The 12,123-nt window shown below is 58.9% G+C and carries 11 protein-coding genes; 5 read left to right on the top strand and 6 right to left on the bottom strand.

Annotated features, from left to right (window positions below; translation table 11 throughout):
* Positions 1 to 118 precede the first annotated feature (118 nt).
* Positions 119 to 631, top strand: a complete 513-nt coding sequence (locus tag ACI77H_RS08950) for a lysine methyltransferase (RefSeq protein WP_407011580.1) — start codon at positions 119 to 121, stop codon at positions 629 to 631.
* An 18-nt stretch (positions 632 to 649) separates the two neighbouring features.
* Here ACI77H_RS08950 and can read toward each other — a convergent pair whose 3' ends face one another.
* A complete protein-coding gene (can, locus tag ACI77H_RS08945) occupies positions 650 to 1,294 on the bottom strand; it encodes a carbonate dehydratase (RefSeq protein ID WP_407011578.1) in 645 nt (214 codons plus the stop codon).
* Positions 1,295 to 1,462: 168 nt separating this feature from the next.
* Here can and ACI77H_RS08940 point away from each other — a divergent pair, with 168 nt between their 5' ends.
* Positions 1,463 to 1,867, top strand: a complete 405-nt coding sequence (locus ACI77H_RS08940; RefSeq protein ID WP_407011577.1) for a serine kinase/phosphatase — start codon at positions 1,463 to 1,465, stop codon at positions 1,865 to 1,867.
* 125 nt (positions 1,868 to 1,992) lie between these two features.
* Here ACI77H_RS08940 and rimI read toward each other — a convergent pair whose 3' ends face one another.
* Both rimI and ACI77H_RS08930 read right to left on the bottom strand, forming a co-directional pair.
* Positions 1,993 to 2,445, bottom strand: coding sequence for a ribosomal protein S18-alanine N-acetyltransferase (gene rimI / locus ACI77H_RS08935; protein WP_008025817.1), 453 nt, complete (start codon positions 2,443 to 2,445; stop codon positions 1,993 to 1,995).
* A complete protein-coding gene (locus tag ACI77H_RS08930) occupies positions 2,438 to 3,178 on the bottom strand; it encodes an energy transducer TonB (protein ID WP_407011968.1) in 741 nt (246 codons plus the stop codon). The genes rimI and ACI77H_RS08930 overlap by 8 nt, the downstream gene beginning before the upstream one ends.
* A gap of 219 nt (positions 3,179 to 3,397) precedes the next feature.
* Between ACI77H_RS08930 and mksB the strand changes: the two genes are divergently transcribed.
* Genes mksB through mksF form a run of 3 tightly spaced genes read left to right on the top strand, consistent with a single transcriptional unit; the run spans position 3,398 to position 8,203 of the window.
* The gene (gene mksB, locus ACI77H_RS08925) at positions 3,398 to 4,675 is read left to right on the top strand and encodes an Mks condensin complex protein MksB (RefSeq protein ID WP_407011575.1); all 1,278 of its coding nucleotides are present in this window, start codon (positions 3,398 to 3,400) and stop codon (positions 4,673 to 4,675) included.
* Positions 4,665 to 5,366 carry an Mks condensin complex protein MksE gene (gene mksE, locus ACI77H_RS08920; protein ID WP_407011574.1) on the top strand — a complete coding sequence of 234 codons (702 nt, stop codon included), beginning with the start codon at positions 4,665 to 4,667 and terminating at the stop codon, positions 5,364 to 5,366. Before mksB ends, mksE begins: the two co-directional genes overlap by 11 nt.
* A complete protein-coding gene (gene mksF, locus ACI77H_RS08915; protein WP_407011572.1) occupies positions 5,363 to 8,203 on the top strand; it encodes an Mks condensin complex protein MksF in 2,841 nt (946 codons plus the stop codon). The genes mksE and mksF overlap by 4 nt, the downstream gene beginning before the upstream one ends.
* 205 nt (positions 8,204 to 8,408) lie before the next feature.
* On the opposite strand, the gene ACI77H_RS08910 is transcribed toward mksF, so the two are convergent.
* From ACI77H_RS08910 to ACI77H_RS08900, 3 genes are read right to left on the bottom strand one after another with little or no spacing between them, the layout of a single operon-like run.
* Positions 8,409 to 10,712, bottom strand: a complete 2,304-nt coding sequence (locus ACI77H_RS08910; protein ID WP_407011570.1) for an MlaD family protein — start codon at positions 10,710 to 10,712, stop codon at positions 8,409 to 8,411.
* Entirely contained in the window at positions 10,705 to 11,328 is a 624-nt protein-coding gene (locus tag ACI77H_RS08905) for a paraquat-inducible protein A (RefSeq protein ID WP_407011568.1), read from the bottom strand. The genes ACI77H_RS08910 and ACI77H_RS08905 overlap by 8 nt, the downstream gene beginning before the upstream one ends.
* Entirely contained in the window at positions 11,315 to 11,974 is a 660-nt protein-coding gene (locus tag ACI77H_RS08900; protein ID WP_407011566.1) for a paraquat-inducible protein A, read from the bottom strand. Before ACI77H_RS08900 ends, ACI77H_RS08905 begins: the two co-directional genes overlap by 14 nt.
* Positions 11,975 to 12,123: the final 149 nt, after the last annotated feature.

The following is a 12,123-nucleotide window of genomic DNA, read 5'->3' as shown; positions in this document are numbered from 1 at the left end:
AGTTATGACAGTAGACCGATGGTTTTTTTTGCGAGAGGCTTGAGGGGTACCCATGTGCTGCAGGGCTGACAGGATGTCAGCCGACGGAGGTCGCAGCACCCAGCTGACAAGGATTGTTATGAAAGCCCACGCCGAACAAGCAGTATCCCCACCACCGTCCAATGGCATCTACCCGTTTGTCGAGTTGCCACTGAGCCTTGGATTCCCGTCCATGGAAGATTTTCAGATCGTCGCTAGCCCTCAGGCGAAGGCAAAAGCCGTTTGCGCTCTACGGGAGTTTCCACGTCTGAGTCGAATCTGCCGGGTTTCCGGACATCTATTGCCCTATCGCTGTCGACATACCCGACAACTGGCGCCGGGCATTCATGTGTACGACCCACGGTTCTGCGGATTGCTCAGCCACGCCTGCGACCCCAACACCTTTCTCGACATGAGTGAGTTGTGGTTGTGGGCGTTGAAGGACATCAGGAAAGGCGATCGGCTAACGATTGATTTAGCCATGACCGAAGACAAGCTGCAGCGGCAATTCGCCTGCCGCTGCGCCTGTCCCTGCTGCCGAGGCTGGATCACCGGCTACGACGAAGCACCGAATGTCGATGGCCAGTTGTTTTTCCAGAATTGGCGTCGATGACGCCTGTGCTGATGTTATTTACAGCGGCTCGAACGGACGCAGGCGGTACTGCGGCGGCAACTGCTCGAAACCACTGATGGTGGCGTTCAGGCTCTTCCACCGACCGTCCTTGATGCCATAGATGCAGCCGTGAATCGACAGTTTCTGCCCGCGGTGCCAAGCGTTTTGAACAATGCTGGTGTGCCCGACGTTGGCCACTTGCTGGATCACGTTGAGTTCGCAGAGGCGATCAACCTGCTCCTCCTCGGTAGACAGTTTGGAGAGCTCTTCACGCTTTTCGTAATAAAGATCGCGAATAGAACGCAGCCAGCCGTCGATCAAGCCAAATTGGCGGTCTTGCATCGAGGCTCGCACACCACCGCAGCCGTAGTGGCCAGTGACGAGGATGTGTTTGACCTTGAGCACGTCCACCGCGTACTGAATCACCGACAGGCAGTTGAGGTCGGTGTGCAGCACCACGTTGGCCACGTTGCGGTGGACGAACAGGTCGCCGGGCAGCATCCCGACAATCTCGTTTGCCGGCACGCGGGCGTCGGAGCAACCGATCCAGAGGAATTCCGGCGTTTGCTGACGGGCCAGTTTGGCGAAGAAATCAGGATCTTCTTTGGTGATCGCGTCAGCCCAGCGCTCGTTGTTATCAATCAGATCTTGTAAGTCGTTCATGCAATGAAGCCTCGAGAATGATGCGCTGCTTTGACAGACAACCGCCCGTCGGGGTCACGCGCGAGATGCAGATTGCCGCTGATGCATATTACCGGGGTTCCATTCCGGCTGAATTCTGAGGAGCTCAGTGGGTCCACCCTAGTAAGGCCCACAGTATGAGGAATTGCCATGACTGATTCACGACGCCCGTACGATGCTACACAACCCGAGCCCATCGACGACAACGAAGACCGCATGGGTTCGATGCATGAGCTGGATTTCGACGAGGAAGAACCCAGCGCGAAAATCGGCGACGAGCTGACGCAAGCAGAACGTGAGCGACTGATGCCCCGCGAGCGCGTGCTTGAAGCCGGCAAGACCGGCGCCTCGACCGCTGACCATGAATCCACAGACGATGACATGAGCCCGGAAACGTTGATCCATGAAGACGGGGCGCGAGATGCGCACGAGGCGGGGGAAGGTAATCAGGCCGATTGGGATTTGAGTGTTGTCGATGCAGACGACATCGGCGGGGGCAATGGTCTGGATGAAGAGGAATTGGCGCGGCGGGATCCGATGGATGGTAATCGGTGATTTTGTAGCGCCTGACAGGACGCTTTCGCGGGCAAGCCCGCTCCCACAGGAATTAGGTCATACACAAAATGTGTGAATGCCATGACTCCCTGTGGGAGCGGGCTTGCCCGCGAAGCTTTCAAGGCTCAATCCACCAAAGTGCAGGCCATGACTACCGCATCTTCGCGCCCACCCACCGCCGGATAATAATCCCGACGCCGGCCAATCTCGTTGAACCCATACCGCTCATACAACCGGAACGCCGACCGGTTACTGTCGCGCACTTCCAGAAAACACTCCCGCGCCTCGGCCTTATAGGCAATCGACATCAAGTGTTCCAGCAACGTCAAACCCAGGCCACGGCCCTGATTTTCCGGTTTGACGGTGATGTTAAGCAAATGCGCTTCATCCAGAATAATCTGCACCACGCCGTGCCCGACCTGCTGCGACCCTTCAAACATCAGCCAGATCTGGTACTTGCCCAGCCCATCGAGAAAAATCCCGCGGGTCCAGGGATGGCTGTACGCCGCGAATTCAATTTTCAGCACAGCGTCCAGGTCCGCCTCGGTCATCGGGCGAAACGATACAGCGTCACTCATTCGATTCTTTCCAGCGCGCCATCAGCCGACGCATGGCTTGCCAGACATCAGCCTTACGCTGTGGCTCTTCCATTAATAATTCCAGACCCGGCAGGGCCCAGACCGCGCCCAGGCCTTCGACCTCGAGTTCACGGTTGAAGGATTCGGCGTTGGCCTCGCCGGCAAAACGCACTGCCGGCAGGCCGATCAACCACACGCAGACGCACGGTGCATCTTCCAGTCGGGCCGAGAGAAAACCTTGTACGAAGTCACGAGCCGCTTCCGGGCCTTGATCCATGGTGCCGCGAGCCAGCAGCGGCCAGCGCACCGGTTCGCCGACAATTTGCGGGCTGTCCGGCAGACCGGCGGCGCGCAGCATGTCTTTGAGCAATAAATAGGCAGGATCGCGGGTCTGGAAGGTTTCGCCTGTGGGTAACTCCACCAGCAGCAGGCAACGACCGGCGCGCAGCAATTGCAGGGCGAAGCGCGGAGGAGGCACGACCGGCGCCTTGACCGCGACCGGTGCCTCTACTTCTTCGACCTTGGCATTGGTACGCGTACTGGCCAACGATGGCCGCGGCACCTCGATTTTTACCCGTTCGGCCGGTTTGACCACAGGTTCTGCGGGCGCATCGACCACTGGCGCCGGCACCACCGGGGCGACAACCAACGGCTCGGGCATCTCCAGCAGTTCGGGCCGCGAAGGCGCGGCAAAGGGCAATTCGGTGCGCGGCAGCCAGTTGACCACCTGCATGGCGGTCAAATAAGCGCGGCGACGGGACTCGATTAGCAAAGGTCGGCCACTTGTGGATAACTAAAGTGCGCTGATTCTACCGCCCTTCGCTCAAGATCGCCCGCTGTTGATCGATACTCTTCCCCATAGAAACAGCGACAGCCCGTCCCGAGAGTGAATCGCAACGGGCGTGATGCAGTACAATCGCTGCTTTTATTCGACAACCAGCCGGCCATTCCGATGATCGAACCCAAGCGCGTCTTGCGCGCCCTCGCTGAACACTGGGCACTTCTGGAGCCACTGTGCGAGCACTTCGACCAAGGCACCCTGAGCCTCAACGAACTGCGCACGCAACTGGCCGCCCAGCAACTCGACGGCACGCCGCAGGACATCACCAGCCTGCTGGACGTGTGGATCCGCCTCGACATTCTGGTTCCCGTGGCGAAAAGCCCGAACCGTTTCGAGCTCAACGCGCAGATCCACGACTTCCTCGCTTACCTGCGCCGTGAGCACCGCCTGGGCCTGTGCCTGGAAATCGAAGCCTATCTACGCCACCTCGAACGCCTGGCCGGTTACATCCAGGACGCCTTCGACATTCGCGATGGCCACGACCTCGCGCGCCAATTGCGCCTGCTCGACATGCGCGTACGCGATGTATTGAAAAAACTCGCCAACGACGAACAGGCCCTGGTGGCCGTCGCCGAACGCGCCAAGACCAGCGACCGGCAGATTCCGCTGCGTCAGCGCTACGCTGAAGTACTGGCGACCTGGGACGAATACGTCGAACCGATGATTCAGTTGGTGAACGCCGACGGCGCCTTCGAGCAAGGCGTGCGCAAGGTCGAAAACGTTCTGTTGAAGATGCTCACCGAACAGCAACGTCTCGGCCACCTGGTCGATGACGACATGCTGCTGCGCACCCACGCGCGCATCCTCGAAATGCAGACCAGCGCCCAACTGACCTTGCGTCATGCCCGCGAATTGCTCCTGCCGCTGCGTGAAGAGGCCCGCCGCCACAACGCCGTGACCCGTGGCGCGGCGCTGGCCTTGGCGGCCATCCGTCGCAAAGGGATCGATGCGGTGCCGCAAGCGGCAATGCCGATGTTCACCCGGCCGCAAAGCACCTTCCTCGGCAGCGCCAGTCAGGTCGAAGCTTACGTTTACGCCCTGGCCCGTTTCGAGCCAAAACCGGCACGCTTCCCCAAGGCCCACAAGACCCAAAAAGGCGAAGCACCGCGCGCGCCACGCACGGTTCGGGAAATGCTCGAACGCTGCGAAGACGCCCTGCCGATGCCGGACCTGATGACCTGGCTGCTGGAGCAGGAACCGGACGGCGCCACCGACGAATTGCTTTATTGGTTCTCGCGCCTGTCGCGGGAGAAACGCTTCAAACGCGAGCGTCTGGAACGCCGCGATTACCACACTCATGAGCACCAGGTCAGCCTGCGCTCCTTCGCCCTGCTCTCGGCCCGCGACACCGCCGCCGAGGATTCTGCGAGCATCCCAAATGCATCTTGATCTATCCGAACTGTCCCAGCTGGCGCCGATCTTTCGCGAGCTGTTCAAGGGTTACCACGTCAGCCGCCGTGACCCGGAGCTGTACGCGCAACTGTCGAACTTTCAGGACCAGTACCGCACGCTGTTCAAGGCGTTGGGTTTTGAACTGGTCTGCGACACCCGTGGTTTCTATTACTTTGTGCCGGACCTCGCCGCTGCTGCGGTGAACAAGACCGCGCAGCGGCTGGCGCTGTTCACCTTCATCCTGGTCGAGCATCTGGCCGATCAGGGCCGTGACCCGATTGCCGTGCTCGACGGCGGCAGCCTCGGTCGCGATGAATTGCCGTCGTTGCTGGAGAAGTACCGCGACCTGTTCATCCAGGCCGAAGTGCAGACCGTCGAAGAACTCGAAGAAAAAATCATGCGCCGCATGACTCAACTCGGTTTTGCCGGTGAAGAAAACGGCATCTACCGTTTCCTGCCGCCGATGCACCGTTTCCTCGACGTGTGCCTGTCGGTTCAGCAGGACCGCGACCTGGCCGCCAGCCTGCACAGCGTGTTGCCGCTGCCGGTTCCAGTGTTGATCGACGACGATAGCGACGAAAAACTGCTGCAAACCGACGATCCGCTGGACCTCAGTGACTTCGAAGAAGAAAGCGAAGAAGACGCCATGGCGCGCGCCATTGCCGAAGAACAGGAGACCGACGCATGAGCAAGGAACGCTACGGCATTCGCCGCTTTGCCCTATTGAACACCGCCGGTTACAGCCTCGGCCTGTTTCCGCTGGAAGAACCGTTGTCGGTCTACGGCGCGAACAACCTCGGCAAATCCGCCTCGATCAACGCCTTGCAGTTCCCGATTCTGGCGCGCATGTCGGACATGAGTTTCGGCAAGTACAGCCTGGAACAATCCCGGCGATTCTACTTCGCCTCGGACACCAGTTACATCCTCGTGGAAGTCTCGCTGCCCCACGGCCCGCACGTGATTGGCGTGGTCGGTCGCGGCCCCGGCGGTGGTTTCGGTCACCAGTTCTTTGCCTACGCCGGCAAACTGGACCTGGCGCATTACCAGAAGAACGACACCTGCCTGCGCCAGAAAGAACTGTTCACCAACCTTGAGCGCGAAGGCCTGAAAGCCTACGAACTGAAGCCGGATGAACTGCGTCGCTTGCTGGTCGGCGGCCACACCTCAATTCCCCTGGACCTGACGCTGATCCCGCTGCGCTCCACCAGCGAGCAGAGCCTGAAGACCTTCCGCGCATTGTTTATCAACCTGCTGCACATGCGCGAAATCACTGCGGCCAAGCTCAAGCAATTGTTCCTTGATGCGTTCGAACACAGCCTGCGTTCCGGCAGTGTCGATTACATCGCCGCGTGCGAAGAAGCGTTCCGCGATGTACGACGCATGGAACAGGACTACAACTCACTGGTCACCGCCGGCCCGTTGGTTGAAGCGCTGGCCTCTGGCGTTGCTCAGCGCAATATTCTGCGCGGCAAACTGCACCGGATCTCGCCGCTGCTCGACTCGTTGCTAGGCACCTGGTCGGACTACGCCAGTGCGCGCAAGGAAGAGCTGACCATCCAGGCCGAGCACTACCGCAGCGAGCAGGACGCGCTGCAAAACGATCAGCGCGGCGGTACTCAGGAACTGATGCGCCTGGAGCGGGAAATCACCGGCATCCAGCGCTGGCTCGGCGAGTTGTCGGTGCTCAAGCATCGCTTCGCGTTGGTCACCGACGTCAAAGTGCTGGAGCAGCAACTGCTCGCGGCCAAGGATGCTCACGATGAACTGGCCGGTGCGTTGGCACAGTCGCGGCAGTTCTCTGCCGAAGACCTGGAAGAACGTCTGCGGGATCTGGAAAAACGCCTGAAGTCGGTCAAACAACAACTCGATCACGCCGACAACAACAGCTACGCCCGCCTGCGCGAAGAATTTTCACAGCAGGATGTCGAGCGCCTGATGCGTCTGTTCAACAGCGCGCTGTTCAGCCTGCCACTGGGTGAACACGGCATCACGCTGGACGAGGACGGCCAGTGGGTCAAATCTCTGGAGCTGATTCTCGATGGCTTCAAAGGTGAACGTTTCGACGTGCCGGGGTTGTCGATCGACATCTCCCACATCGAGCCGCCAGCCCTGCAAGCTCTGGCCGACCGTGCCGCGTTGCGCGATCAGAAAGAGCGTCTGGAAAAAGAACTCAAGCAACTGAAAACCCAGGCCGCCGTGGTCGCTGACCGCGCGGCGAGCAAAACCCAGACCGAAGCGCTTTACCAGCAAGTGCTGGATGCGCAGAAAGCCCTGGAGGATTTCCGTCGCGCGCAAACCCTGAGCGCCGAGGAAGACGACAAGCTTGAGCAACTGGCGCAAATGGAAGCGGCGCAGGAAGAATTGAAACGTTCCAGCGACGCCTTCACCGAACGCGTCCAGCAACTGTCGGCCAAGCTGCAACTGGTCGGCCGGCAGATCGGCGACATGGAAGCCAAGCAACGCACCCTCGACGACGCCTTGCGCCGCCGCCAGTTGTTGCCGGCAGATATGCCGTTCGGCACACCGTTCATGGACCCGATCGACGATTCCATGGACAACCTGCTGCCGCTGCTCAATGACTATCAGGACAGCTGGCAGGGTTTGCTGCGCAGCGATGGCCAGATCGACGCGTTGTACGCTCAGGTACGCCTCAAGGGCGTCGCCAAGTTCGACAGCGAAGACGATATGGAGCGTCGCCTGCAACTGCTGATCAACGCGTACGCGCACCGCACCGATGAAGCGCTGACCCTCGGCAAGGCACGTCGTGCGGCGGTTACCGACATCGCCCGGACCCTGCGCAACATCCGCAGCGACTACGACAGCCTCGAACATCAACTGGCGCTGTTCAACCGCGAGATCAACAAGCGTCAGGTCTCCAACCTGCAGAGCTTCCGCATCGTGCTGGCGCCGAACAAGGAAGCGCTCAAGCACATTGACCAGATCATTCACAGCGCCGGCCAGTACGAAGAAGGTGAAACCCTCTCCGTATTCGACCTGAGCCAAAGCGCCGATCAAGACAACAAGAACGAAGAAGCCAAGGAATACCTGGCGCGGCTGGTAGCGGCGAACCACAACCAGCTGGGCCTCAAGGACTTGTTCGAACTGGCATTCGAGATCACCAAGGTCAATGGTCAACCGGTGATCCACACCGACATTGACGGCGCAGCCTCCAACGGCACCACCATGACCATCAAGGCGCTGACCAACATGTACTTGTTGCTGCACTTGATGGACCGCGACCAGGCCGGTCGCGTGCGCCTGCCGTACTACCTCGACGAGGCGGCGGACATCGACGAAAAAAACCAGGCAGCGCTGCTGGAAACCAGTCTGCAACTGGGCTTCGTGCCGATTCTGGCGAGTGTGAAGCCGCAGGTCTGCGCCAGCGTGGCGATTGACCTGGAAGGTGGCAGTGGGCCGAACGGGATCTACATTGATGAGGCGGACTGGAAATACATCCGTCGCCACGATGAGGTGAAGGCCGTGGTTAACGTTGAAGCGGATGAGCCGGAGCTGGATGCGGTTTGATCGGCGTTAATCGAAGGCAATAAAAAGGCCGCGATCCAAATGGATCGCGGCCTTTTTTATGGCGTGGGATTTTTAGTGAATTTTAGGGCCATTTCGCGGGCAAGCCCGCTCCCACAGTGACCGCGTTCTTTCATGGGAATGCGATCAAACGTGGGAGCGGGCTTGCCCGCGAAGGCGTCCTCACAGACACCCAATCAAGTACCAGCTATTTGCCGAGGGGAATCTTCGGCGCCCAGGTCAGCCATTCATCTTCAAACCTGTCGAACAACGGGAACGTCTGTTCGGGCCGTGCCGAACTACCCATACGGTCCCCATCCGGTGTGGCGAAAGCGATACCACCCTGAATCAGTGTCTCCAGCGACTCAGTGCGCACCGTCGCACCTTTGAACAAACCGTAGTCGAACCCGAAACCGCTGGTGTTCCAGAACCGGGTGCCGCTGCGTACCAATGGCGCATATTTTGGTTCGATCAGGATGTGTATCAGCACACGGTCAGCGGTTTGGCCCAGTTCATAGCCCGTCACCTTGCCCACAGTGACTTCGCGGTACGTCACCGGCACGCCGGTTTTCAACGAGCCGCGGCGAGCGGCGCTCAGCACCAGACTTAAACCGGCTTCCTGTTTGGCAGTTTCCGGGGGATTGGCCAGTGCTACGAAGTTCTTCTGCGCGCCGAGGTTTTTCGCGGCCGGCTGTACTTCGATGTATTGGCCGGTCACCAGGGTTTCCAGGTTCGAGGTCTTGATCAGCCCCAGCTCGGGTTTGACCACCCAGAACTGACTGCCGACCCGGGCGATACGCTCCGGCACTTCGGTGATCCGCGCGGTGAGCATCACCGATTGCAGGTCATCCGTGAGGTCGACGTCTTCAATCTTGCCGACATCCAGGCCTTTGAATCTCACCGGTGTGCCGCTACGCAAGCCATCGGCACGATCGACCTTGATCGTGACCACAGTGCCTTTCTGGTTGGCCTCGTCATGGTTGGCGAACAGACGGAAACGCGGGATTTTCTTTTGCAGCGGGGCTTTGGCTTCCGGGGTTTCGAAGGCAATGCCGCCGGCCATCAGGCTTTGCAACGATTCACTCTTGACCTGGATTCCGCCGGTCAATCCGCCCGTGAGCGTAATGCCGCTGGCATTCCAGAATCGGGTCGAGGCGTTGACCAGCCCTTCGTATTCCTTCTCGATGTGTACACCAATCACCAATTGTTTTTTGGTGCGCGAGAACTGATAGCTCTGGACCGAACCGACCTTGACCTGTTTGTAGAGAATCGGGCTGCCGACTTCCAGCGAACCAAGATTTTCGGTGAACAACACCAGGTGCAGGCCCGGCGAACGCAAATCCAGCGGCGGCGCCTTGGGCCGTGCCACGAACTCACGTTGCGGCGCAGCGCCTTTATCGCCGGGACGCACGGCGATGTAGTTGCCTTTGACCAGCGCCTCAAGCCCGGTGATACCGGCGAGGGAGATCGACGGTTTGACCACCCAGAACTGAGTGCCTTCGACCAGGTAATCTTCGGCCAGTGGATCAAGGGTCAGTTCAGCGGTAGCACCAGACAGATCGGGATCGATCTTCAGGGCTTTCAGATTGCCGACCTGAATGCCTTTGTACATGACCGGCGTGCGGCCGGCCTGCAGACCTTCGAAATCGCTGAGTTTGACCTTGACCCGAATACCGGCGGCTGCCGCATCGAAGTCTTCATAGAGACGAAACGGCAGGCTCGGGTCGGTGGGCGGGCTGTCCTTGCGGTTTTCCGGGGTGGCAAACGCGATGCCGCCGGCGACGATGCTGGCCAGGGACTCACTGCGCACTTTCACACCGGACAGGTTGGCGTCGATGCTGATGCCGCTGGCATTCCAGAATCGTGTGTGTTTGCGCACAAGCTTGGCGTAGGTGGGTTCGATGAATACTTTAAGCTCAACCGTACTTTGGTCTTCGGACAGCAAGTAACTTTTGATCTGGCCGACTTTGATCTGCTTGTAGAACACTGGGCTGCCGCGGTTCAGCGACCCAAGACGGTCAGCCTTGATGGTCAGGTGCAACCCGGGTTTGGCATCCGACAGCGGCGGTTCTTCGGCCAGGGCCTTGAATTTGCGTGTGGGCTCGCCTTCCCCCGGACTGATCGCGACATAGTTACCGGAGACCAGGGTTTCCAGCCCCGTGATACCGGCCAGGGTCACGCTCGGCTTGACGAGCCAGAAGCGTGTGCTGGTACGCAAGTATGGCTCCACGTCCTTGTTCATCTCGACGGTGGCAATCACCCCTTTGGAGGCGCCTTCGTCGTCGAGCGTGAGGGTTTTCACCTTGCCGACCGACATGCCTTTGTAGACGACTTCGGTCTTGTTGGCCTGAATGCCTTCACCGCTTTCGAAACGCACCTGAATCTCGATGCCAGTCTCGTTGTAGGCACGCCAGCCGAGCCAGCCACCGATGATCAAGGCGATCAGGGGCAACACCCAAATGGCTGACCAGTTCGAGGCCGGTCGGGTTTTCGCTGTAGGCAAATCAGTCATGGTCGTCGTCCGACTCCGTGTTATCCCAAATCAGTCGGGGATCGAAAGTTACTGCGGCAAGCATCGTCAGAATCACCACACTGGCGAAAGCGATGGCGCCAAGATTGGCTTCGACACTGGCAAGCCGTCCAAAATTCACAACCGCCACCAGGATGGCAATCACAAAGATATCGAGCATTGACCAGCGACCGATAAACTCTATAAAGCGGTACATCCAGATCCGTTGGCGAGCCGAAAGCGGCTGGCGGCGCTGCACCGAAAACAGCAGCAAGGCGATGCCGACCAATTTAAAAGTGGGCACAAGGATACTGGCGATAAAAACTACGGCGGCGATGGGAATCATGCCGTGTTGAACCAGCTGGATCACACCGGACATGATGGTGCTTGGATCACCCTGACCGAGAGAGCTGACAGTCATGATCGGCAGCACGTTGGCTGGAATGTAGAGAATGGCGGCGGTGACCAGCAAGGCCCAGGTACGAACGAGACTGTTCGGGCGGCGGGCGTGAACCACCGCACCGCAGCGGGTGCAAACCTGCGAGTCGGTGTCAGCTTCCTGCTTGTTCAATTCATGGCATTCGGTGCAAATCAGAATGCCTGCATCAATCGCCCGCATGGGCATCCTCTCCTGATAAAGCCTGCCAGATCTGATGAGGCGACATCACAACCTCCAACCAGACCTGGACCAACAACAAACTGATAAAACACGCCAGGCCGAGACCGACGGTGATTGCTGCCATATCTGCCAGTTTGACGATCGCCACCAGTACGCCCATGAGGTAAACCTCGAGCATTCCCCAATCGCGTAGATGGTGATAAATCCGATAGAGCAACAAACCGTAACTACGGCCGATATCAAAACGAATACTCAACAGCACGGCCAATTGGCAAAGCAGTTTAAGCAGCGGGATCCCCATGCTGCATAGAAACACAATCACCGAGACACCTTGCATACCGGTATCGAACAGGCCGACAACGCCGTTCCAGACAGTATCTTGCGACGACTGCCCGAGTAGATTGAGCTGCATGATGGGTAAAAAGTTCGCCGGAATGTACAACAACAGCGCGGCGATGACCAAGGCGAGACTGCGTTGCACAACATTGTGCCGATGGGCATAGAGCTCGTAGCCGCAGCGCGGACACAGGGCTTTCTCACCATGGGCGAGTTCGGGTTTGCGCATCAGCAAGTCGCACTCATGGCACGCCACCAAGTCGTCCAGCGGTAATTCTGACAGCCCGGGGGCGTCAACCGGATCTGGCATAAAGGCACTGACTCCGAAAAAGTTGGACCTATTCTAGTGTCATGAGTCGAAAATAACTGTGCAAATTTGTGCTCGTCCAGAGCGTGCTTTTATTCCGGACAAAACAAAACCCCTACCTGCATACGCAGATAGGGGTTTCGGAATTTAAT

Source organism: Pseudomonas sp. O230, from assembly GCF_045447035.1.
Lineage (GTDB): Bacteria > Pseudomonadota > Gammaproteobacteria > Pseudomonadales > Pseudomonadaceae > Aquipseudomonas.
Note: the sequence above shows the minus strand (reverse complement) of the source record. Positions and strands in the feature narration are given on the sequence as shown.